Raw genomic sequence first — 23,325 nt, forward strand, 5'->3', positions numbered from 1 at the left:
CAGGAACTTTTTCTGCCCGGATTCCCCACCCGCGACAACCTACAGCCCGGGACTGAAGACTCATCCCCTCCCTCTCACCATCCCGCCCCCCGGCCGTCCCGGCGGCGTTCTCATTTCTCAAATTTCCCCCCACTTGTTTATAAATTATTGAACAGAAATTTTTGATTCCGACAGGAATAAAAATTTCTGTTTGAACCATACTATCCGTAAACAGTTCATAGGAAAAGGATGTGAAGTGACATGAATCTTAGGAAAAAAACAGGGATTATTATATTGCTTTGCTGTATGGTCGCCATTGTGGCGGTAGTGTGGTATTGCCTTCTGACTGTTGGCCGAAATTCTTCCCATATTGACGGGACTTTTGTTAAGAATATTGAGATACGGGAAGAAATGGAGATGGCGGCATGACACAGACAGTATATGTAAAACTCAGCCAGATTACCCAGGTCCATAAGAAGGATATTTTTCTGAGCGATATTGCAGAGGTCTACTGCAGTGATAAGAGCACGGCCAGCCGGTGCAAAGCGGTGAAGGTGCAGACGATCCATTCCGATCAGGAAAAGCGGTATATGGGGAGTATTGTGGATGTTGTCCAGAAGATTTCGGAGAACGTTCCGGAAGCGGAAGTGAACAGTGTAGGGGAAACTGATTTTATTATCGATTACCAGCCGTCTAAAAAACCGATGTATACATGGCAGTGGCTCAAAACGATTTTTGTCTGCCTCGTATGTTTTTCGGGAGCGGCTTTTGCAATTATGACGTTTAATAACGACGCAAGCGTGTTGGATGTGTTCAAGGAATTATATCGCCTCGTCATGGGAAAAGAGTCGGACGGGCTTACGATTTTGGAGACTTCTTACTCGGTCGGCCTGGCACTTGGCATCGTCGTTTTCTTTAACCATTTTGCAAAAATCAAGCTGAATACGGATCCGACGCCGCTGGAGGTGGAGATGCGTCTTTACGAGGATAATATCAATAAAACCCTGATTCAGAATGACGGAAGAAAGGAGTCTGGCGTAGATGTTTCTTAGACAGTCTCTTCTGGCTTTTATCGGTCTTTGCGCCGGCGGCGTCATAGCGGCCGGCGTTTTTGCTTTTTTGGCCATCATCGGAGTGTTTCCGCGTGTGATCGGGAAGACGGGAACAAGCAGGCATATCCTGCTTTATGAAACGATAATTATTATCGGCGGTGTGTTCGGCAACGTGCTGGATATTTTTGAGTTTCCGATGCTGTTTGGAGCCAGAGGGCTGGGAATACCTCTGCTCGGACATCTCGTGCTGGGAATTTTCGGGCTTGGAAGCGGCATCTTTGTCGGATGTCTTGTAATGTCCCTGGCGGAGACGCTGAAGGCGCTGCCTGTAATCAGCAGGAGGATCAGGCTGGCCGTCGGGCTGCAGTACGTGATCCTGTCCGTTGCCCTTGGAAAACTCTTCGGCTGCCTCGTGTATTTTCTCGGAGGCATGGGGAAGTAAGCCTCGGAACAAAGCGGCACGGTACGGCGGGAAAAAGTGAACAGATAAGACAGGAGGCATAACAGATGGAAGTAGATAAAAAACAATATGGTGATTACGTAAAACAGATAACACCCGTTCACAGCACCTTTAAAAACGTGCTGACGGCGTTTGTAACGGGAGGCGCTATCTGTACGATAGGGCAGATTCTTCTGAACCTTTTTAAAGAAAACGGACTGGAGAAAGATGCTGCCGCAGCATGGACGCTGCTCATTCTAATATTATTAAGCGTCATCCTGACGGGCTTAAACATATTCCAGAAAATCGCAAAGTTCGGCGGAGCCGGAGCGCTTGTTCCCATCACCGGATTTGCCAACTCAGTAGCGGCTCCGGCAATCGAGTACAAGGCGGAGGGACAGGTCTTTGGAGTGGGCTGCAAGATATTTACAATTGCGGGCCCCGTCATCCTCTACGGCGTACTGGTTTCCTGGGCGCTTGGAGTTATCAGCATGATATTCGGCTTTGGGATTTAAAAGTAAAGGGAAAGGAGCAGTTGAGATGCAGAAAGGAAAAGCCAGTGTAAAATACGAAAACCAGCCGGTGATACTGGGAGCGGCTTCAATCGTGGGAGAAAAGGAAGGCGATGGGCCGCTTGGCACCTGTTTTGACAGGATAGAGCCGGATCCCATGTACGGACAGGATAACTGGGAGGCGGCGGAGAGTGAATTCCAGAGGCAGACCGCCCTCAAATGCCTGGAAAAATCGGGGCTTCGCGAAAGTGATATCCGATATCTTTTTGCCGGCGATCTGTTAGGCCAGATTGTGGCCACCTCCTTTGGTGTCCAGGATCTTGGAATTCCGATGTTCGGCCTCTACGGCGCCTGCTCAACCATGGGTGAGGCGATGATGCTGGGGTCCATGATCGTGAATGCAGGCTATGCCGACCGCGTCATGTCGCTGGCATCCAGTCACTTTGCATCCGCTGAGCGTCAATTCCGCTTTCCGCTCGCCTACGGCAACCAGAGGCCGTTTTCCACGACCTGGACCGTCACGGGCTGCGGTTCCGTCGTCATAGGAAAGGACGGAAAGGGAAGCCCTGCGGCGCAGGAAAAGGCGTATGCCAAAATAGCGGGAGCCACGACGGGAAAGATTGTGGATATGCAGTCAAGGGATTCCATGAATATGGGAGCGGCCATGGCGATGGCGGCGGTTGACACAATCCTGCAGAACTTCCGCGATTTTAATGTGGATCAGAACTATTACGACAGAATTATCACCGGAGACCTGGGGGCCGTCGGACAGAATATCCTGTTTGATTTCATGGATCAGGCCGGGTACGATGTGAAGGGAATCCACATGGACTGCGGTATGACAATCTTTGATTCGGCCACTCAGGATACCCATTCGGGCGGAAGCGGCTGCGGCTGTTCAGCCGTGACGCTGTGCGGTTATATCCTGCCGAAGATCAGGAGCGGAGAGTGGAAGCGGGTGCTCTTTGTGCCTACCGGAGCCCTTCTTTCCCAGATCAGCTTCAACGAGGGGCAGAATGTCCCGGGAATCGCCCATGGGGTGATTTTGGAGCACATCGGGGGCTGAATGTCGGATCCGGGGAGAAGAACCGGAATGGAGGAATAAACTTATGGATTATGTAAAGGCGTTTATCGTGGGCGGACTGATTTGCGCGGCGGTGCAGATTCTGATGGATAAAACAAAACTTCTGCCGGGCCGTATTATGGTGCTGCTCGTAGTGACAGGTTCTATTCTGGGCTGGATTGGAATTTACGAGCCGTTTGCCGAGTGGGCCGGGGCGGGAGCCACAATACCGCTCCTGGGCTTTGGAAACAGCCTTTGGAAGGGCGTCAGCGAAGCGATCGGCAAGGATGGCCTGCTGGGTCTGTTCAAGGGCGGTTTTACGGCAGGCTCCGCAGGAATATCCGGGGCGCTGATCTTCGGGTATTTTGCGTCCCTGATTTTTAAGCCCAAGCTGAAGGATTAAAAAAAGACGGGTCACGGCAGGGAGCCGGTTAGAAACGGATGGAGAGACAGAACTCAGAAAAGCCCATGTGCTGCGGCACAGACGGCGCTGCGGTCTGTCTCTCTTTGAATGTCCGCATCACACCGTCGCGGTCTGTCCTCTTGTCGGCGTTTGCTGCGTTGCCGTGGGGACGCCCGCAGCAAACGCCGGGACCTGCTGCTCTCTGTACGGTAACACCGAGTTTTGGGAACAGATAAATAATACTTGACAAAATCATATATTCTGATATACTTGACATTATCAAATAAATTAGACGGAGGATATCATGTACCAGACATTTGCCTATTACACTTCGGTTTTCAGGGAAGATTTTACATCATTCTGTAAAGGAGAACTTCAGAAGGAGGGGATATCCCTGGGACTCTTATATTTTTTAATTTACATCGGAAAGAAACCGGGCTGTTCACAGCGGGAGATGGCGGCGGCCGTCCGCTCGGATGAAGGTTATGCGGCCAGATCGGTGGAGAAGCTTCTGCAGGACGGTTTTATTGAGCGCAGACGCCATGAGAAGGACAGGAGGATGGTTCTTTTGACGCTTACGGAGAAAGGGGAGCAGACCTTTGAAAAGGCCCACTCACTCTTTAAAGAGTGGGATGAAAAGGTGCTGTCCGCCCTGGACGAGAATGAAAAAGAGCAGCTTTTTGCCATGTTTAAAAAGATAAAGGGAGCAGAGGAGGGAACGGGATGTACGAAATAATCAATTCCCCATTCACAATCCGCGGCCTGACGCTCAAAAACAGGATTGTATTTGCTCCGACTACGATGGGGCTGAAAGAGGAGGAGTATCTGGAACGGATGGGGCGGATAGCCGCGGGAGGCGCGGCGATGCTGACAATCGGGGATGTTCCCGTCCTGAGGCACAGCCTGTTTGAAAAGTCGCTGTACAGCAGGAAGGGATATGAATTCTACGGCAGGGTGACCGACACCATACATAAAAACGGGGCAAAGGCCTGCGCCCAGCTTCATGTGTCGGATTCCGACTTAAAGGGAATGCTCCGCTATATACCGGGAGTCCTGACGAAGAAAATTACGCCCGACCGGCTGAGGACCCTGATGAATGAGAGAACCGGCCCATATGTCAGTAAAATCCCCGAAAAAAGGGTGAAGGAGATCACGTCATCCTTTTCGGAGGCGGCAAGACTGGCTGAAAAGGCCGGTTTTGACATGATACAGATTCACGGCGACAGAATGTGCGGCAGCTTCAGTTCCGCCATTTTTAACTGCAGGACGGACAGTTACGGCGGTTCTGCCGAAAACCGCGCCAGATTCGCATCTGAGGCCGTTGCGGCCGTGAGACGGGCGCTTCCGGATATGCCCATTGAGTATAAGCTGGCTGTGCGCCAGGAGAATCCCCACTACGGCAATGCGGGAATCCTGCTGGAAGAACTGCCGGTCTTTCTGCCGCTTCTTCAGGCAGCCGGTGTGGACTGCTATCATGTAGCCCTGGCGGATCACACTTCGCTGTCGGATACGATACCGCCGAAATCCCATCCGTATTTTTCAGAGGAAGGCTGTTTCCTGAAATACTGCGACGAGGTGAGGAAATATACCGCCCTTCCGGTCTGCGGGGTTGGCGGACTGACCAGTCCGGACTTTATAGAAGAACAGCTTCAAAAATCCAGAATCGATTATGCCGCAATGAGCCGCCAGTTGATCGCCGATCCGCAGTGGCCGGCAAAGACGGCGGGAGAGAACCGGGAGAAAATAAGAACCTGCGTCCGGTGTAACAGGGAATGTCTGGGAGGAATGATGGAACACAGGGGAGTTCATTGTATTTACGACGGAAGACAGGAGGAAAAAAGATGAAATATGCAATTGTATACAGCAGCAGGACGGGAAACACAAAGATGCTGGCGGATCAGGCGCTGGAAGTATTCAGGAATACAGGGGAGGGGAATTGTCTCTTTTACGGGGACGCGCAGACCGCTTTGCAGGAAGGACAAAAGAGCGGGAAAAGTGCGGAACGTGCCGATATTCTCTGCGTTGGTTTCTGGACCGACAAGGGGAATGCGGACGCCGATGCCCTTGCCTTTCTAAAGATGCTGGGAGAAAGGGTTCCGGTTCCGGGAAAGCTGATTCTCTTCGGCACGGCCGGTTTTGGCTCCGACCGGACATATTATGACAGAGTGATCCACAACATCACTCAGGAACTGTCCGAAACCGTGAATCCGGCCGCGTATTTCATGTGCCAGGGCAGGATGGCTTCCACCGTGCTGGAACGCTACCAGGCCATGCTGGAGGCCGATCCCGGAGATAGCAGGGCCAGGCGGATGATAGAAAATTACCATGCGGCCTTATCCCATCCGGGACAGGAAGACTTCACCGCATTCGGGTATTTTCTGGAGGAAATTATCGGAACCAGATAAAAAAATGGCCCGGGCCGTGAAAGACAGATATAAACCTTTGTCTTTCACGGCCCGGGCTGATTCTATGCCGCCTTTAACCGTTGGGTCCCGCCGGGACGATCGGAATAGTATTGCCGTCTCCGGAGGAATGCGGGTAAGTATAATATTCATTGGCCGCCCGTGAGTTTGGGGCCGTAGTTTCCGGAACATAGCCGGGGCCGTACGGGATGTCGCTTCCCTCCGCTCCCGAAGGATCGATAATTGTGGAAGAGCCGTTATGTACGGTACAGTAATCCGGCATTGCGTAGTAGGAGTCGTCGGTGATGCCCTCATCCGCCGGAACGGCCATAAAGGTGCGCGCCTCCTGCTGGTCCTCCGGACAGAATGCGGTAGGACGTCCGCCTGACGCCGTGCAGACCGTGACTCTCACATGGTGGTCACAGGCCTCGGTCGGGACGGTTCCCTTGGCGAAATACTCGGTGTAAACGGCATTGCCCCTCGGGTCGCTGCTGCAGACACCGGATACGGCCAGCTTGCCTGATTTCCTGCACACCTGGGCCGTCTCAATACTGTCGGGCACCGGGAAGCCGGGATCGGAGAGTCCGTCGTGGACCCTGGTCATAATCTTGCGCCAGATACGCTTCGTAAAGCTGGTGCCGCCGTTTATGTTGCCGCGTGAATCCTTCAGTTTCTGGTTGTTGTCGCATCCGCCCCAGATACCTGCGGTATAGTAAGGGGAATAGCCGACAAACCAGATATCTTTATTATCCGTTGTAGTTCCGCTCTTTCCGGCAGTCGTCATGCCCGGGACGGCAGCCGCGGTTCCGGTTGCATTGACGCCGGCTCCGGGTCTTGAATAGAGGACATTGCTCTGCATAACATCCGTCATCGCATCGGTCAGCAGGAAGGCGGTGGAGTCTTTTAACACCTGTCTTGTCTCAGGTACATTTTCAATCAGGACCTTGCCGTTGCGGTCCAGAATCCTTGTAAAGAATATCGGTTTTGTATAGGTGCCGTTGTTGGCAATGGAAGCAAACGCATTGGTCAGTTCCAGGTTTGTAACACCCTTTGTAATACCGCCGAGGGCGGTCGACAGGTTCAGATCAGAGGAGACGAGAGTCGTAATGCCGAGCTTCTCCGCATATTCCACGCCGAGCTGGGGCGTTACCGTCTCAGCCATGCACCGCAGGGCGATAATGTTCATAGAATAAATGATACCGTCACGGATGGAGTGGTAACCCTTGTAGTCGCTTCCCCACCAGTTCCTGAATGTTTTGGTGCCTACCGTATAAGGGGCATCGTAGTATACGGAGGCAAGCGTCGCTCCGCAGGTGTCGATGGCCGGTGCAAAGGATGTGATGACCTTAAAGGTCGATCCCGGCTGCCTCGGCGTGTTGGTGGCTCTGTTTAAGGTACGGTTGGCCGTCTTCTCGCCGCGTCCGCCGCTGATTGCCTTGACATAGCCGGTGGACTGCTCGATCAGGACAAAGGATGCCTGAGGCTGAAGCGTGATATGGGAGGATTCCCCGATCACCTGATCGCCTTCCTTCAGCAGATACGCCTTGTATTCATCGATTGCCGCCTGTATCTCGGCCTCGCTGTCAAACAGGCCTTCATAGCTTGTCTGTCCCTTGACCTGACGGAAATAGGTCTTCATCGTCTCCTGGGAGAAGTGCTCCGTCGTCCCGTCCGTATGTGTGACGGAGAGACGGTATTCCACGGAAAGACGGGCTGCGTCGTAGTTTTCTGGATTGTTGATTTCCTCGTCCACGATGGCCTGTATGGCCGGATCCTGGGGAGTTTCAATCTGGAGTCCGCCGCTGTACAGCAGATTGTAGGCCTGGGTGTTCGTATAGCCGAACTCCTCTTTCAGGGCTTCCGTCACCTGCTCAATGAGCTCGTCCGTATAATAGGAGTAAGGGGTGGTATTCTCCTTGATTGCGAGATCCACGTTCTGGATACGGGAATAAACGTCGTCGGCCAGAGCCTCCTCCTGTTCTTCTTTTGTAATATATCCCTGGTTGTACATCTCCTGGAGGATGACCTCCCTGCGCTCCGCGTTGTCCTCGGGGCCGGATACCGGATTCAAACGGGCCGGGTTCTTCGTGATGCCTGCGATAACGGCGCATTCGGACAGTGTCAGCTCCGAGACATCCTTATTAAAATACCGCAGGGCCGCGGCCTTGACGCCGAGCGTATTCTTTCCGAGGTTGATCGTGTTTAAGTAGTTGGTAAGAATAATTTTCCGGTCTACATTCTTTGTGAGCTGTAAGGCCAGATACTGTTCCTGTATCTTTCGCTCAATCTTTGCTCCGTCACTGGTCTCCATACCGCCGTTAAACACGGTGTTCTTGATGAGCTGCTGAGTCAGGGTGCTGGCGCCGCCGCTGTAATTGTGGGTCAGGACGCCGACTGCGGCCCTGGTGATGGAGCGGAGGTCGATTCCGTTGTGCTGCCAGAAACGGGAGTCCTCGATTGCCACAAAGGCGTCGATGAGATCCTGGGGCAACTCGTCATAGGTAGCTTCAATACGGTTGGAATCGGTGCCTATCAGCGTATCGGTTACCTCGCCGTTCGCGTTATAAATAGTGGAAAAATAACCGCTGGGTGCGAAGCTGTCCGGATTAAAGTCCGGTGAACTGTCGATGATACCTTTCAGCATACCGATCCCTGTGCTGATTCCCGCCGCGGTGATGAAGAGAAACAGGACAAAAACCGTTTTAAAAAAAGATAAGAATACCTTATTTGTATATTTTTTCTTCCGGGAGCTGGCTGCCTTTATTCTTCGTTTAGTTGATTTTCTGCCATAATTCATAGGAGCCTCCTTTATAAGCTATCATTATAGCAAAAGTTACCTGATAAATAAATACTATTGTCATGAAATTTTTTTTACGTTATTATGAATAGAGAGGCTTTTACGTTACAGTTCACAGACAGTATTCCATGCATCGCAAAGCGCGTTACCGGGTACGGAGTGGACCGTAGCGCTTTAACGACGGGGAAGTGAGGGGAAAAGCGCGGAATTGCGATATTTCCGAGCGGAAAAGACCGGTTTCCGGAATGAAAAGACGGGATGCAGGAGGAAACAGATGAAAGAAAATTACAGAATCCTTTATAAGGGAGGAGAGGGTGAGGTTGTGGAGAAAAAGTCACGTTTTATTGCCACAATCCGCCCGGTGGAATCCGAGGACGAGGCCGTCTCCTTCATAGCGGAAATGAAGAAAAAATATTGGGACGCGATCCACAACTGCTCCGCTTTTACGGTGGGGGAGAACTTTGAGATTTCCAGGTGCAGCGACGACGGGGAACCTGCCCAGACGGCGGGAAGGCCGATGCTCGACGTGTTTCTGGGGGAGGAGATCCATAACGTCTGCGCCGTCGTAACGCGGTATTTCGGCGGAACACTCCTGGGGACGGGCGGCCTGGTGCGGGCCTACTCCGGAGCGGTCCAGGAAGGGCTTAAAAACTGCGTGATCCTGGAGAAGAAACTGGCTGAGAAACTGGAACTTAAGACAGATTACAGCGATCTTGGGAAAATACAGTATATCCTTGCGGAACAGGGCATTACGGTGCTGGGAAGCGAATACAGCGACAAGGTGGTTCTCACCGCGCTGGCGCCGCTTTCCGAGGCGCAGGGACTTAAGAAAAAGCTGACGGAAGGAACCGGAGGCCGATGCCTTATCGAGCTTCTCGACAAGGTGTACTTCGGGGTAACCGGGGGCGAGACCGTCATCTTCTAAATGGGCTCACCCTCCCGTACAGCAGTCCGTATGGCCGGATATGATAAGAAGGACCATAGCCCAGAGCATCAGGGTTGCAAGAATTAAAAGAAGAGTCACGGGGCCGTTCCACTCATACGTTATTTTCTTTCGCCGGCTGCGCAGCAGATACACTCCGCACAGGAGCAGCACCGATAAGAAACAGAGAGCGGTGATAAACAGCAGCGCCATGGGAATAAAGACCTGCATATCATTATGCATGGCGGCCAGATCGGGGGCAATCCACTCTGCATAGATGACGGCCGTAACAATTTCACATACTATGATGAAAAGATAACACTTATTTTCGTTATTGATACGACCCATATGCCGCCTCCTGTAAGAACGATTTTTTTGCCATAATTGCCATAACTGAATTATATTGCAAAGCCGCCGGAATGGCAATGCAAAAACGCCCGGGTTGTTCGGCGCGAAAAGGCGCCTTTTGCCGCTTCCCGCAGGCTTTAAACCATAGCCGCAGCTGTCGAATGCAGGTATAACCTTAATAAATATGGTGTTTTTGTTAAAAAAACGTTCAGATTCCCCTTGAACTCTTCTATATTTAATGTTACAATGAGTAACTGTGTAAAAATATGTAAAATTAGCACAGTTACTGTTTGGCAGGAAAGAGAGATAGATTAGAATATGAAAACAAAGCGTGAAGATGTCAGAAACATTGCAATAATAGCACACGTCGATCATGGTAAAACAACACTGGTTGACCAGCTTTTGAGACAGAGCGGAATATTCCGCGCCAATCAGGAGATGGTAGACCGCGTGATGGACTCCAATGATATTGAGCGGGAGCGCGGTATTACGATTTTGTCCAAGAACACGGCCGTCAACTATAACGGCACGAAGATCAATATCATCGATACCCCAGGCCACGCCGATTTCGGCGGCGAAGTAGAGCGTGTGTTAAAGATGGTGAACGGAGTTGTCCTGGTGGTGGATGCCTACGAGGGTGCCATGCCGCAGACTAAATTCGTTCTGAGAAAGGCACTGGATCTGGATCTTCCGGTTATTGTCTGCATCAATAAAATTGACCGTCCGGAGGCAAGACCGGATGATGTTGTGGATGAGATCCTGGAACTGTTCATGGATCTGGACGCATCCGACGAGCAGCTCGACTGTCCGTTCATCTATGCATCGGCCAGAGCCGGATTTGCAAAGAAGGACGTAAACGATCCGGAAGAGGATATGTCCCCGCTTTTTGAGACAATCCTTGAGTACATCCCGGCGCCGGAAGGAGATCCGGAGGCGGAGACCCAGGTGCTGATCAGCACCATCGATTATAATGAATACGTAGGCAGAATCGGTGTCGGCAAGATTGACAACGGCACCCTGAAAGTAAACCAGGAATGCGTGATAGTCAACCATCACGAGCCTGATAAATTCCGCAGGGTAAAAATCGGAAAACTCTATGAGTTTGAAGGCCTGAACAAGGTTGAGGTGACGGAGGCGAAGATCGGTTCCATCGTTGCGATTTCCGGTATTTCCGATATCCATATCGGAGATACGATCTGTTCCCCTGAGAACCCGGATGCCATCCCGTTCCAGAAGATTTCAGAGCCGACCATTGCCATAGATTTTATGGTAAACGACAGCCCGCTGGCAGGCCAGGAGGGCAAATACATCACCTCCCGCCATATCAGGGAAAGACTGTTCAGGGAGCTTAACACGGACGTCAGCCTCAGGGTGGAGGAGACGGATTCCCCGGACTGCTTCAAAGTATCCGGAAGAGGAGAGCTTCATCTGTCCGTTCTGATTGAGAATATGAGAAGAGAAGGTTTTGAGTTCGCCGTCAGCAAGGCTGAGGTTCTCTACCATTACGATGAGAGAAACAGGAAGCTGGAGCCGATGGAGGTTGCCTATATTGATGTGCCGGAGGAATTCACGGGTGCGGTAATCCAGAAACTGACCAGCAGGAAGGGAGAACTTCAGGGTATGAGCCCGATTGGAGGCGGATATACACGCCTTGAGTTTGCCATCCCGTCCAGAGGACTGATCGGATACCGCGGCGAATTTATGACGGACACAAAGGGGAACGGAATCCTGAACACCAGCTTTGACGGATACGGACCTTTCAAGGGAGAATTAAACTACCGCAAGCAGGGTTCCCTTATCGCATTTGAGGCCGGAGAGTCCATCACCTACGGACTTTACAATGCCCAGGAGAGAGGAACGCTCTTTATCGGCGCAGGCGTAAAGGTATATTCCGGAATGATCATCGGCCAGAGTGCCAAACCCGAGGATATCGAGCTGAATGTCTGCAAGACGAAGAAACTGACCAACACACGTTCTTCCAGCGCCGACGAAGCGTTAAGACTGACCACTCCGAAGGAAATGAGCCTGGAGCAGTGCCTTGATTTCATTGATACCGATGAACTTTTAGAGGTAACGCCTACCAGCCTCAGAATCCGCAAAAAGATTCTGGATCCGACCATGAGGAAGAGATCCGCAATCAGCAGAAAAGACAAGGGCCAGTAGAAGAGGCCGGAACCGGTCGGGAGACTGGTATAGGCATAAAGCCGGAACCGGTGAAAAATAAATTATTAAAAACAGAAAAGACGCTCAGGGAAGTCCGTTTTGCGGCCTCCCGGGGCGTCTTTTTGTGGTGTCGTATACCGGCGCATTTCTTAAAAAAACCACGTTTATCCGACAGGGTGCATCATATTGCAAACAAGACGTTTTTTTACTCTCCGATTCGACATCCCCGCTGTCTTTTTCTGTAGAAATTTTACTTCTTCTTTTTCTTCTAAAAGAGAAATATCCGCATAAACATAATATTAGCAATTGGATTAGCTCTGTTTTTAAACAGAGGATTGCAAGATAAAAGAATAGAAAAGAAATATAGTGGAAAGAAAGAGGAGAGAAGTACTATGTCAGAAAAAGTGATTGAAAACAACAGGGTAAGCGTAATTGGTGAAGTGGTTTCAGAATTCAAGTTCAGCCATGAGGTATTCGGGGAAGGTTTCTATGTAGTTGATATGGCTGTCAGCAGGCTGAGTGATCAGGTGGATATCATTCCTCTGATGATATCGGAACGCCTTATGGATATAACAAAGGATTACCAGGGCTGTACGGTGGAAGCCATCGGACAGTTTCGCTCCTATAACCGCCATGAGGGTACTAAAAACAGGCTGGTGCTTTCCATTTTCGTCCGTGAGGTAAACTTCCTGGAAGAGTTCACGGATTATACAAAAACAAATCAGATTTTCCTGGACGGCTATATCTGTAAAGAGCCGATTTACAGGAAAACACCGCTTGGCAGGGAAATTGCGGACCTCCTTCTGGCCGTCAACCGCCCTTACGGAAAATCAGATTACATACCCTGCATCGCGTGGGGAAGAAATGCCAGATATGCTTCGGGATTTGAGGTTGGCAGCAGGGTCTGCGTATGGGGCCGTGTGCAGAGCAGGGAGTATACGAAGAAGCTGAGCGACGTGGATTGTGAGAAGAGAGTGGCATATGAAGTGTCCGTAAGCAAACTGGAGTGTGTGGAGCAGGAATAGGTAAGATACTTGCAAAACCGGTAAAAATGTGCTAGAATAAGTCGGCCTGGTAAAAGTAACGGTAAAACACATATAAAGAGGTGCTGAATATGGATAAGGGAATTGTTCAGATAATCTGCGGCGATGGGAACGGCAAGTCATCCATGGCTCTGGGCAAGGGTATCGGAGCGATGACAAAGAATAAAAGGGTCATTATGATCCAGTTCTTAAAAGGAGCCTTAAGTCCTGAAACGTCAGAGTGGCTTAAACGGCTGGAACCGGATATGAAGGTGTTCCGTTTTGAAAAACAGAGCTGCCATTTTTGCACGCTGAACGAAGCTCAGAAGCAGGAAGAGCGGATTAATATCTGCAACGGCATCAATTTTGCAAGGAAAGTCCTGTCAACCGGTGAATGCGATTTGCTGATACTGGATGAATTCCTCGGTATCCTGGATTTGGGTCTGATGACAATGGAAGACTTTACGGGCGTGCTTGCCCTCAGGGAAGAGAACGCAAGCCTGATACTGACTGGAAAGGTGTGCCCGCCGGAGTTGTACGGATACGCGGACACGGTTACACGCATTGACAACGACGTGGATTGCTGAGACGTAATAGCAGACACACGGTTGACAAGAATAGAAAGTAATGATAATATAGGAACAAATATATTGAGGTAGAGGTTGCGTCAATCATCAGTAAGCGGCCGGATGTGGCAGACACAGTAGATGACCGTTGAAAGGGAAAGACGCCGAAGAGCAGTACCACTGTGAGTGCGGTTCTGGGCATATGGTGAAGAATCATATGACTGTCATCAGGAACGATGGGGAGCTACGGGATAATTTGTGTACATTATGAGCTGGCCGACGTGCCAGCTTTATTTTTACTGATTAGCAATGAAAAGTTCGCAGAACGTATTTTTTGTCATTGCTTTTGGGGATCCCGGATAAACCAGGAAGTCTGAATACAGATTGAAGGAGGATATCAGAATGTCAATTTTCGAAGGTGCAGGAGTTGCGTTAGTAACGCCGTTTAAGGAGAGCGGGGAGATCAATTATTCCAAGCTCGAAGAACTGGTGGAGGAGCAGATAGCGGGTGGAACCGACAGTATTATTGTCTGCGGAACAACGGGAGAGGCGGCGACGCTGACCCATGATGAGCATATCAGGGAGATCAAATTTGTCTGTGACATAGTGAATAACCGGATTCCGGTAATCGCGGGCACAGGCTCCAACTGTACGGCCACATCGGTTTATCTTTCCAAATGTGCGGAAGAAGCGGGAGCGGACGGACTTCTTCTCGTATCTCCATACTATAATAAGTCCACTCAGAAGGGCATCCGGATCCATTTCACCGATGTGGCGGAAGCGGTTAAGATCCCAATCCTCCTTTATAATATTCCGGGAAGAACGGGAGTGAACATTAATCCCGAGACAATCGTGGATCTGTGTAAGAATGTTGAGAACATCGTCGGCGTAAAAGAGGCAAGCGGCAATTTCTCCGCCATTGCAAAGATTGCAAGCCTGTCGAACGGCTGGGTTGACATCTACTCAGGCAATGACGACCAGATCGTTCCCCTTCTCTCCCTGGGAGGCAAGGGCGTTATCTCCGTATTATCCAATGTGGCGCCACGTCAGGTCCATGACATGTGCGAGCTTTATTTCAAAGGGGAAGTGGAGAAGAGCTCCAGGATGCAGCTGGATGCAATCCCGCTGATCGAAGCGCTTTTCTGTGAAGTGAATCCGATTCCGGTAAAAGAAGCGATGAACATGATGGGCAAGGGAGTCGGCCCGTTCCGCAAGCCGCTCGTGGAGATGGAGCCGCAGAACAGAGAGAGACTGAGAAGAGAAATGGTAAATTACGGTCTTCTTTAAACGTTAAACCGGAGGTACATATAAATGATAAGAGCGATTATGCATGGCTGCAACGGAGCCATGGGACAGGTGATAGCAGGAATTGCCCAGAACGACGAAGAAATTACCATTGTAGCCGGTATCGATATTGCAGATAATAAGAACAATTCATTTCCGGTCTTTCCGTCGCTTCGGGAGTGTACGGCGGAAGCCGACGTGGTGATTGATTTTTCAATTGCAAAAGCGGCTGACGCAATGCTCGACTGGTGTGCTGAGACGGGAATGCCTGTGGTAGTATGCACAACCGGCCTTTCCGATGAGCAGATTAAACGGGTGTCCGAGGTTTCCGAAAAGACGGCGGTTCTCCGTTCGGCCAACATGTCCCTGGGAGTGAACGTGCTTTTAAAACTGGTCAAAGAAGCGGCCCAGGTTCTGGCTGCGGCAGACTTTGACATGGAGATTGTGGAAAAACACCATAACCAGAAGGTGGACGCGCCGAGCGGCACGGCCATTGCCCTGGCGGACTCCATCAACGAGGCTATGGATCACGCATACCACTATAAGTATGACAGATCCGCCGAGCGTGTGAAACGCGATAAGAAAGAGATTGGAATCCAGGCGGTCCGCGGCGGTTCTATCGTCGGCGAACACGATGTGATTTTCGCGGGCAGGGATGAAGTGGTGACATTCTCACATACGGCGTATTCAAAAGCGATCTTTGCCAAAGGGGCGGTCCAGGCTGCCAAATTCCTGGCCGGTAAAGAGCCGGGGCTTTATACAATGGCGGACGTAATAGGATAACGCCGCGGAAATGTCCAATTTTTACCAAAATAAAACCTTTCTTCACTGTACATACTATGTGGTAGAAAGGAGATATTATTATGAAAAAATCTAGACAGATCGTTTTAGGCATTATGTTAATTTTTGTCATGGCTTTAGCATCAGGATGCGGTGACGGACGTAATAATACGAAGGCCACAGAATCCACAAGACAGTCCCAGTCTGCCATCAGCGCTGAAAGCACGGAAGGCGGAACCGCAAACGGACCAACCAACGGAACTGACGCAAGGGAGAGCACCGGTGTGCTCGACGGACTTGCGGACGACATCAAAGACGGTGCAGAGGACATAAAGAACGGAGTGGAGCATGCAGTTGACGACGGCACGGTTTCCTCCACAATGGAAAGTTCAGTGGGTCATTAAAACGACCGAAAAAAGAACAGGCAGTCTGGTCATGAAAGGTTTAACCTTCAGACCGGGCTGTTTTTCTTTTTTCTCAGGCATATGCAGGCCGCCGCGTGTTTCAAATGTGTAAAAGAAGTTTTGCCCCAAAATGATTATCATTGTTAAACGGACGGTTTGATGATAGAATGAAGAAAGAGTATTGTAACGGTTCAGAAGGCAGCATTTTGCGCGGCGGTGTCCGGGGAGGTACCGACAGTTACAGAGTATTCATTATTCAGGACAGAGGATAAAGAGCATGACAGTTATGAAAAATGAGCAGTGGATCAGGGAACGCTATGAAGAAATCTGCAGAACAGCCCCCGAAGAATATGCCCTGATCAGCCTTAAAATTAAACGGTTCCGTATTTTTAACCGTCTTTTCGGAAGAGAGGCGGGAGATGAACTGGCAGAGAGGGTATATCATTCTCTTCAGGGGTGGGTGAAGGAAGGCGAGCATGCGGCCAGACTTGGTGTGGATTCCTTCTGCCTGCTTGTTAAAATGTCCAGGGATTACGACGATATCTTTCACTATATCATTGATTTAAATGCCTGGGTGCGTGATATGCCGGGGTCGGAGGAAAAGGGAAAAGTATATACGGGAATGGGAGTCTATCTGCTGTCAGAGGAGCCGGTGGATTTTTATGTGGCCCTGTATAATGCGGATATATGCCGCGCCGAGTGCCCGGAGGTTCCCCTTCGGAACTCTCATTTTGAAATCTTTGGAATGACCTATTATGATAAGAACCTGGAAAGCTATGATTTTGAACGGATGATCCGGCCGGCTATGGACAACGGTGACTTTAAGCTCTACCTGCAGCCCAAAGTAAATCTGAAGACGGGGGAAGTCTGTGAGGCAGAGGCTCTGGTGCGCTGGATTGATCCCGAACGCGGCATGATTCCGGTCAGTGATTTCCTGCCGGAACTGGATAAAAACGGGCTGATCAGTGAGCTGGATCTCTATCTGTTTGAGAAAGTTTGCAGGAATATCAACAAGTGGATTGAGCTTTACGGAAAGAAGATTAAAATTAGTGTAAACCTTTCAAGCAATATGTTTAACTACCGGTATTTTCTGGATCACTACAAACAGGTTTACGACAAGGTACCCTGCCCGAAAGAATGCATAGAGTTTGAACTTTTGGAAAGCATCGTCTTAAATCAGGTGGAGCGTGTAAGCCGGGTGGTAGAACAGATCAGGGAGTTTGGGTGCGGCTGTTCCCTGGATGACTTCGGAAGCGGCTTTTCCTCTTTCAGCGTTCTCACGAACGCGGAGCTGGACGCGCTGAAGATTGACCGTTCCCTGTTCCAGAATGAGACGGACCCAAGGGAGAAAATCCTGATACGCCACATAGTGGAGGTGGCGAAGGAACTTAACATGAAGGTGGTTGCCGAGGGTGTTGAGACCAGGGGATATGTGGAATTTCTGAAGGAGCTGGACTGCGATTACATACAGGGCTACGTGTTCTACAGACCGATGCCGGTGGAAGAATTCGAAGAAAAATTTGTGAAAAACGGTGAATGTGCAGAGGTCTAAAACCCTGCACATTTCTTCTTTACAATTGGGGGCAAATCCGCTATAGTTGAAAAGGAGACATAAGGAAACAGGGAGAGGCAGCAGCAAAGGAGACGATGCAGTTGCCGGGACATGGTAAGAGAGAAACAGGACAAACGTGCTGGGAGACGCGGCGAAGACGCGGCTCGCTGAGGAACGGCCGCATGGAACGGCGCCGTGAAGTGGACAGGAAGAAGAGGCGCAGGAGTCTCAGACGTTTTTTCAAAAGAGTCCGCCTCGGGAGAAACCGCAGAAAGAGAGCGGCGGGTCTGCTTGTGCTGTCTGCGGCCGTGATTTATCTGATGATGATCGGAGCCTACAGGGATTTGTTCCTGACGGTAAAAGAGCTTCGGGAGACGGGCGCCGTTTTGGAACGCAGTGCGGAGACGGACGGTGTTATGGACGTATTCCGTATCTCCATCCGTTTAAAAAGCGGTGAGATTCTTTTCTATCGTGAGAGGACGGAGAAAAGCGGGGAAACGATTGATAATAACCGCCCCTGAATGCTTATTAATTATTTTAATAAAACACGCTATTGATTTTACCCAGACAGTGTATTATAATTTCTACTGAAAGAAAGCTCGTTTATATTAATAACTTATAAATAAAAAGGACAGGTGGATGCAGATGAAAAAAGTAGATTTGTTATACGAAGGAAAAGCAAAGAAAGTTTACACAACGGAAGATCCGGACATCTTAATTGTAGATTATAAAGATGATGCAACCGCATTCAACGGACTCAAAAAGGGAACAATCGTAGGCAAAGGCGCAATCAACAACCGTATGACAAATCATATTTTCAGGCTGCTTGAAGCCGAAGGCGTACCGACCCATTTAGTAGAAGAGCTGAGCGACAGAGAGACCGCTGTAAAGAAGGTTGAAATCGTACCGCTTGAGGTTATCATCAGAAACTTCTCCGCAGGCAGCTTTGCAAAGAAGATGGGTATGGAAGAGGGAATCGAATTCAAGTGCCCAACCCTGGAATTCAGCTACAAGAACGACGACTTAGGCGATCCGTTTATCAATAAATACTATGCACTGTCCCTTGAACTGGCTACAGAGGAAGAGATTGATGCCATTACAAAATATGCATTCAAGGTAAATGAAGTAATGCGCAGCTATTTCGGCAGTCTTGGAATCGAATTAATCGACTTCAAGATCGAATTCGGCCGTTACCATGGACAGATTATCCTGGCTGATGAGGTATCTCCTGATACATGCCGTCTCTGGGATAAAGAAACCCACGAAAAACTTGACAAAGACCGTTTCAGACGCGATATGGGCAATGTAGAGGACGCATACAATGAAGTGTTCAGACGTCTTGGAATTGCCGACAGAAAGTAATATCCGCTGACGATTGAGAAAACTTACGGCTTCCGCTATAATGAATGGTGGAAGCCGGTTTTTAACTTATTACAGAAAAAAGAAATCGAGGTAAAATCATGTACGACAGATATGTTAGCCCCCTTTCAGAGCGTTATGCCAGTAAAGAAATGCAGTATATTTTCTCACCGGAGAAAAAGTTCAGGACCTGGAGAAAACTCTGGATCGCACTTGCCGAGACGGAGAAGGAGCTGGGCCTTTCAATTACCCAGGAGCAGATCGACGAATTAAAAGCACATCAGGACGAGATTAATTTTGAGGTGGCAAAGGAGCGCGAGAAGCTGGTGCGCCACGATGTCATGTCCCATGTATACGCATACGGCGTTCAGTGTCCCAAGGCAAAAGGCATTATCCATCTCGGAGCGACCTCCTGTTATGTGGGAGATAATACGGACATTATTATCATGGCCGAGGCTCTTTCTTTGGTACGGAAGAAGCTGATTAACGTACTTGATGAGATGGCAAAGTTTGCCGGGCGGTACAAGGCTCAGCCAACGCTTGCATTTACCCATTTCCAGCCGGCCCAGCCGACGACGGTGGGCAAGAGAGCCACACTTTGGATGATGGAGCTGAAGCTGGATCTGGATGATCTCGATTACCTCATCCACTCCCTGCGCCTTTTAGGTTCCAAGGGAACGACGGGAACCCAGGCCAGCTTCCTGGAGCTGTTCGACGGCGACCATGCAAAGTGCAGAAAACTGGACCAGATGATTGCGGAGAAGATGGGATTCGAGGGCTGCTATCCGGTATCGGGCCAGACCTATTCGAGAAAAATCGACAGCCGCGTGATGAGCGTCCTTGCCGGAATCGCACAGAGCGCCCACAAATTCTCCAACGACATCCGCCTTCTTCAGCATCTGAAGGAAGTGGAAGAGCCTTTTGAGAAGAACCAGATTGGTTCCTCCGCGATGGCATACAAGAGAAACCCGATGAGAAGCGAGCGTATGGCGTCTCTGGCCAACTACGTGATGGCCGATATGATGAACCCGATGATGGTTGCCTCCACCCAGTGGTTCGAGAGAACACTGGACGACTCCGCCAATAAGCGCTTAAGCATTCCGGAGGGATTCCTGGCAATCGACGGAATCCTGGATCTCTATCTGAATGTGGTGGACGGACTTGTGGTATACCCGAAAGTAATCGAGAAACGCCTGATGTCCGAGCTTCCGTTCATGGCGACGGAGAACATCATGATGGATGCCGTAAAGGCAGGCGGGGACAGACAGGAGCTGCATGAGAAGATCCGCACGCTCTCCATGGAAGCAGGCCGTAACGTAAAGGAACAAGGCCTCGACAACAACCTTCTGGAACTGATCGCGGCCGATCCTGCGTTCAACCTGACGATCGACGAACTGAAACAGGCCATGGATCCTTCCAGGTATACGGGCCGCGCCAAAGAGCAGGTGGAGGAATTCCTTGAGGAAGTGATTCAGCCTGTGCTGGATGCCAATAAAGAAGAACTGGGCGTGAAAGCCGAGATTAACGTGTAAGCCGAGATTAACTTTATAATGAGATTCCCTTTACGCCCGCACTGGAAGTGCAGGGAGGGGAGTCTCATTTTTATTGGTGGCAATGAAAAGTTCGCGAAGCGTGCTTTTCGTTGTTGAGCGGCAATGAAAATTACGCGAAGTGTGCTTTTTCGTTGCTGTCTGCCGGTGATGATTGCCGGACCGGACGCCGAAGAAACCACGATTGACGAAAGGCTAAGAATCGAATACACTGTAATAGTCAAAAATAAAGGCGTATCGATAAAGACATACCGATAGAGACATACCGAAGGGAATCATGCCATGGATAAACACGGAAAAATCAATCTGGAGTATTATAAAGTATTTTATTATGTTTGCAGAAGCGGAGGAATTACGGCTGCCGCGGAGGAACTCTGTATTTCCCAGCCTGCCGTTAGCCAGGCGGTGCACCAGCTGGAGGCGGCGCTCGGATGCAGCCTGTTCCTGCGCACGTCAAAGGGCGTGAAACTCACCAGAGAGGGAGAAGTGCTCCATTCTTATATAAAAAGAGGTATTGAATCAATCTATGATGGGGAAGATACTCTGAAAAGGATACAGGATCTGGATACGGGAGAGATCCGGATCGGGGCCAGCGATATGACCCTTCAGTTCTATCTGCTGCCATATCTGGAAAAATTTCATGAACGATATCCGAAGATTAAGGTGAACGTGTCAAATGGACCGACGCCCGAGACATTGGAGTTTTTAAACGAGGGAAAAATTGACTTCGGGATCGTCAGCACACCGTTTGAGGCGCGGCCGGGCGTAGAAAGCATCCCCGTAAAAGAGGTGGAAAATATCTTTATTGCCGGTCCGAAGTTTGGGAAAGAGCTTCAGGGGCGCCGGTTGAAATACAGTGAGCTTTTGGATTATCCATGCATCTTCCTCGAAAAGAAGACAAGCACCAGGCGGTTTATGGATTTGTTCCTGGAAGCGAAAGGAATAACGCTGGAACCGGAATTTGAGTTGGCCACCAGCGATATGATTGTCCAGTTTGCCAAAAGAAACCTGGGAATCGGGTGCCTGATGTCCGATTTTGCGAAAGAGGCCCTTGAGCTTGGGGAAGTTTTCAGGCTGGAATTCGGGGAGGAGATGCCTCACAGGCAGTTTTGCCTGGTAACATCGAAAAAATCTTATATTTCTCCGGCTGCGGCAAGACTTTTGACCGAACTTAGATAAGCGTGGGTTATGTCAAATATAAATAATATTGATTTTACTTATGAAGAAAATTCGTGTATTCTAAGCATGTAAACAACAGGTTAAAGATCAGCCGCAGGCTGATTGATAAAAAACGACAACAACGATTCCTGGGAGGAAAATATTCATGGTAAGAGCAATAGTAGGAGCAAACTGGGGAGACGAGGGCAAGGGTAAAATTACGGATATGCTGGCCGAAGAGTCGGATATCATCATCCGTTTCCAGGGAGGAAGCAATGCGGGCCACACAATTATCAACGATTACGGCCGTTTCGCCCTTCATCTGCTGCCGTCCGGCGTATTTTACAATCACACAACCAGCATCATCGGCAACGGTGTGGCATTAAATATCCCCTATCTTGTCAATGAGATCAACGACCTTGTCTCAAAAGGCGTGCCAAAACCCAGAATCCTGGTATCCGACCGGGCCCAGATTCTGATGCCTTACCATGTTCAGTTTGACGAATACGAGGAGGAGCGTCTCGGAGGAAAGTCCTTCGGTTCCACAAAATCCGGTATTGCGCCGTTTTATTCAGATAAATATGCAAAAATCGGTTTCCAGGTCAGCGAGCTTTTCGACGCGGCGGGCCTGAAGGAGAAAATTTACCGGGTTTGCGAGACAAAGAACGTGCTTCTTGAGCATCTTTACCACAAACCGCTCCTTGATCCGGAACAGCTTTTTGAAGAAATGATGAAATATAAAGAGATGGTGGAGCCGTATGTCTGCGACGTATCTTCCTATCTCTACCATGCAATCAGGGAAGGAAAGAACATCCTGCTGGAAGGCCAGTTAGGCTCATTAAAAGATCCGGACCACGGCATTTACCCGATGGTTACCTCTTCCTCCACCCTGGCGGCATACGGCGCCATCGGAGCGGGCATTCCTCCCTATGAGATTAAAAATATCACGACGGTCGTAAAGGCATACTCAAGCGCGGTCGGCGGCGGAGCATTTGTAAGCGAAATCTTCGGTGAGGAAGCCGACGAGCTGAGACGCCGCGGCGGAGACAAGGGAGAATTCGGCGCTACAACTGGCCGTCCGAGACGCGTGGGCTGGTTCGACGCTGTTGCCAGCAGATACGGCTGCCGCATCCAGGGAACAACAGAAGCCGCCCTGACCGTATTAGACGTGCTCGGCTACCTTGACGAGCTCACAATCTGTACCGGCTATGAGATAGACGGAGAAATCGTCAAAGACTTCCCTGTAACCTATAAACTGGAGAAAGCAAAACCCGTCTATAAAAAAATGCCGGGCTGGAAATGCGATATCAGGGGAATCCGTGAATACAGTGAACTTCCGGCAGAGTGCCGCGCATACATCGAGGAAATACAGAAGGAAATCGGAGTTCCGATTACGATGGTGTCGAATGGACCTGGAAGAAATGAGATTATAAGGGTGAAGTAGTGAGAACGCCGCCGGGACGGTCGGGGGGCGGGATGGTGAGAGGGAGGTTGTGAGTCTTCAGTCCCGGGGCGTAGGTTGTCGCGGGTGGGGAATCCGGGCAGAAAAAGTTCCTTCGGGAAACGCTTG

Annotated in this window: 25 protein-coding genes and 1 riboswitch; of the genes, 22 read left to right on the plus strand and 3 right to left on the minus strand. The window is 50.0% G+C overall.

The window, feature by feature from the left end; translation table 11 throughout:
• Positions 1 to 240 precede the first annotated feature (240 nt).
• From QZT18_RS19910 to spoVAE, 6 genes are all read left to right on the plus strand, one after another.
• Positions 241 to 408, plus strand: a complete 168-nt coding sequence (locus QZT18_RS19910) for a hypothetical protein (RefSeq protein WP_294150740.1) — start codon at positions 241 to 243, stop codon at positions 406 to 408.
• Positions 405 to 1,031: a stage V sporulation protein AA gene (locus QZT18_RS19915; RefSeq protein WP_227029432.1), complete on the plus strand. Its 627-nt coding sequence runs from the start codon at positions 405 to 407 to the stop codon at positions 1,029 to 1,031. The genes QZT18_RS19910 and QZT18_RS19915 overlap by 4 nt, the downstream gene beginning before the upstream one ends.
• On the plus strand, positions 1,021 to 1,473 hold the full coding sequence (locus QZT18_RS19920) for a stage V sporulation protein AB (RefSeq protein ID WP_294150744.1): 453 nt from the start codon (positions 1,021 to 1,023) through the stop codon (positions 1,471 to 1,473). Before QZT18_RS19915 ends, QZT18_RS19920 begins: the two co-directional genes overlap by 11 nt.
• Positions 1,474 to 1,538: 65 nt before the next feature.
• The gene (locus tag QZT18_RS19925; RefSeq protein WP_294150746.1) at positions 1,539 to 1,985 is read left to right on the plus strand and encodes a SpoVA/SpoVAEb family sporulation membrane protein; all 447 of its coding nucleotides are present in this window, start codon (positions 1,539 to 1,541) and stop codon (positions 1,983 to 1,985) included.
• Positions 1,986 to 2,010: 25 nt separating this feature from the next.
• On the plus strand, positions 2,011 to 3,048 hold the full coding sequence (locus QZT18_RS19930; protein WP_294150748.1) for a stage V sporulation protein AD: 1,038 nt from the start codon (positions 2,011 to 2,013) through the stop codon (positions 3,046 to 3,048).
• 43 nt (positions 3,049 to 3,091) lie between these two features.
• On the plus strand, positions 3,092 to 3,448 hold the full coding sequence (gene spoVAE, locus QZT18_RS19935) for a stage V sporulation protein AE (RefSeq protein ID WP_125139951.1): 357 nt from the start codon (positions 3,092 to 3,094) through the stop codon (positions 3,446 to 3,448).
• Positions 3,449 to 3,476: 28 nt separating this feature from the next.
• Here the strand turns inward: spoVAE and QZT18_RS19940 are convergent, their stop codons facing one another.
• Complete coding sequence (locus QZT18_RS19940; protein ID WP_294150751.1) at positions 3,477 to 3,698, minus strand: hypothetical protein; 222 nt, start codon at positions 3,696 to 3,698, stop codon at positions 3,477 to 3,479.
• A gap of 54 nt (positions 3,699 to 3,752) precedes the next feature.
• Between QZT18_RS19940 and bilQ the strand changes: the two genes are divergently transcribed.
• From bilQ to bilS, 3 genes are read left to right on the plus strand one after another with little or no spacing between them, the layout of a single operon-like run.
• Complete coding sequence (gene bilQ / locus QZT18_RS19945; RefSeq protein ID WP_294150753.1) at positions 3,753 to 4,184, plus strand: bilirubin utilization transcriptional regulator BilQ; 432 nt, start codon at positions 3,753 to 3,755, stop codon at positions 4,182 to 4,184.
• Positions 4,172 to 5,293 (plus strand): bilirubin reductase, encoded by a 1,122-nt coding sequence (gene bilR, locus QZT18_RS19950; RefSeq protein WP_294150755.1) that lies wholly within the window; start codon positions 4,172 to 4,174, stop codon positions 5,291 to 5,293. The genes bilQ and bilR overlap by 13 nt, the downstream gene beginning before the upstream one ends.
• Positions 5,290 to 5,853 (plus strand): flavodoxin family protein BilS, encoded by a 564-nt coding sequence (bilS, locus tag QZT18_RS19955; RefSeq protein ID WP_294150757.1) that lies wholly within the window; start codon positions 5,290 to 5,292, stop codon positions 5,851 to 5,853. The genes bilR and bilS overlap by 4 nt, the downstream gene beginning before the upstream one ends.
• A gap of 73 nt (positions 5,854 to 5,926) precedes the next feature.
• Here the strand turns inward: bilS and QZT18_RS19960 are convergent, their stop codons facing one another.
• Entirely contained in the window at positions 5,927 to 8,647 is a 2,721-nt protein-coding gene (locus QZT18_RS19960) for a transglycosylase domain-containing protein (protein WP_294150759.1), read from the minus strand.
• 274 nt (positions 8,648 to 8,921) lie between these two features.
• On the opposite strand from QZT18_RS19960, the gene QZT18_RS19965 reads away from it, so the two are divergent.
• Positions 8,922 to 9,572 (plus strand): YigZ family protein, encoded by a 651-nt coding sequence (locus QZT18_RS19965; protein ID WP_294150761.1) that lies wholly within the window; start codon positions 8,922 to 8,924, stop codon positions 9,570 to 9,572.
• 6 nt (positions 9,573 to 9,578) lie between these two features.
• Here QZT18_RS19965 and QZT18_RS19970 read toward each other — a convergent pair whose 3' ends face one another.
• Entirely contained in the window at positions 9,579 to 9,917 is a 339-nt protein-coding gene (locus QZT18_RS19970; protein ID WP_294150763.1) for a hypothetical protein, read from the minus strand.
• Between the two features lie 318 nt (positions 9,918 to 10,235).
• Here QZT18_RS19970 and typA point away from each other — a divergent pair, with 318 nt between their 5' ends.
• From typA to QZT18_RS20030, 12 genes are all read left to right on the plus strand, one after another.
• A complete protein-coding gene (gene typA, locus QZT18_RS19975; RefSeq protein WP_294150768.1) occupies positions 10,236 to 12,080 on the plus strand; it encodes a translational GTPase TypA in 1,845 nt (614 codons plus the stop codon).
• Positions 12,081 to 12,472: 392 nt separating this feature from the next.
• Positions 12,473 to 13,105, plus strand: coding sequence for a single-stranded DNA-binding protein (locus QZT18_RS19980; protein ID WP_125139959.1), 633 nt, complete (start codon positions 12,473 to 12,475; stop codon positions 13,103 to 13,105).
• An 89-nt stretch (positions 13,106 to 13,194) separates the two neighbouring features.
• A complete protein-coding gene (locus tag QZT18_RS19985; protein ID WP_294150770.1) occupies positions 13,195 to 13,689 on the plus strand; it encodes a cob(I)yrinic acid a,c-diamide adenosyltransferase in 495 nt (164 codons plus the stop codon).
• Between the two features lie 61 nt (positions 13,690 to 13,750).
• Positions 13,751 to 13,923, plus strand: a riboswitch (Lysine riboswitch).
• A gap of 147 nt (positions 13,924 to 14,070) precedes the next feature.
• Positions 14,071 to 14,955, plus strand: a complete 885-nt coding sequence (gene dapA, locus QZT18_RS19990) for a 4-hydroxy-tetrahydrodipicolinate synthase (RefSeq protein ID WP_294150772.1) — start codon at positions 14,071 to 14,073, stop codon at positions 14,953 to 14,955.
• A 24-nt stretch (positions 14,956 to 14,979) separates the two neighbouring features.
• On the plus strand, positions 14,980 to 15,735 hold the full coding sequence (gene dapB / locus QZT18_RS19995) for a 4-hydroxy-tetrahydrodipicolinate reductase (RefSeq protein ID WP_294150775.1): 756 nt from the start codon (positions 14,980 to 14,982) through the stop codon (positions 15,733 to 15,735).
• Between the two features lie 80 nt (positions 15,736 to 15,815).
• Positions 15,816 to 16,136, plus strand: a complete 321-nt coding sequence (locus tag QZT18_RS20000; protein ID WP_294150777.1) for a hypothetical protein — start codon at positions 15,816 to 15,818, stop codon at positions 16,134 to 16,136.
• A 277-nt stretch (positions 16,137 to 16,413) separates the two neighbouring features.
• Positions 16,414 to 17,688, plus strand: coding sequence for an EAL domain-containing protein (locus tag QZT18_RS20005; RefSeq protein WP_294150779.1), 1,275 nt, complete (start codon positions 16,414 to 16,416; stop codon positions 17,686 to 17,688).
• Between the two features lie 182 nt (positions 17,689 to 17,870).
• A complete protein-coding gene (locus QZT18_RS20010; RefSeq protein WP_294150781.1) occupies positions 17,871 to 18,209 on the plus strand; it encodes a hypothetical protein in 339 nt (112 codons plus the stop codon).
• A gap of 124 nt (positions 18,210 to 18,333) precedes the next feature.
• The gene (gene purC / locus QZT18_RS20015) at positions 18,334 to 19,050 is read left to right on the plus strand and encodes a phosphoribosylaminoimidazolesuccinocarboxamide synthase (RefSeq protein ID WP_125139965.1); all 717 of its coding nucleotides are present in this window, start codon (positions 18,334 to 18,336) and stop codon (positions 19,048 to 19,050) included.
• Between the two features lie 95 nt (positions 19,051 to 19,145).
• Entirely contained in the window at positions 19,146 to 20,579 is a 1,434-nt protein-coding gene (gene purB, locus QZT18_RS20020) for an adenylosuccinate lyase (protein ID WP_366925937.1), read from the plus strand.
• A 300-nt stretch (positions 20,580 to 20,879) separates the two neighbouring features.
• On the plus strand, positions 20,880 to 21,776 hold the full coding sequence (locus QZT18_RS20025) for a LysR family transcriptional regulator (RefSeq protein WP_294150786.1): 897 nt from the start codon (positions 20,880 to 20,882) through the stop codon (positions 21,774 to 21,776).
• Positions 21,777 to 21,921: 145 nt separating this feature from the next.
• Positions 21,922 to 23,199, plus strand: coding sequence for an adenylosuccinate synthase (locus QZT18_RS20030; RefSeq protein WP_294150787.1), 1,278 nt, complete (start codon positions 21,922 to 21,924; stop codon positions 23,197 to 23,199).
• Positions 23,200 to 23,325 lie beyond the last annotated feature (126 nt).

The organism is uncultured Clostridium sp., from assembly GCF_900547735.1.
Classification (GTDB): domain Bacteria; phylum Bacillota; class Clostridia; order Lachnospirales; family Lachnospiraceae; genus Otoolea.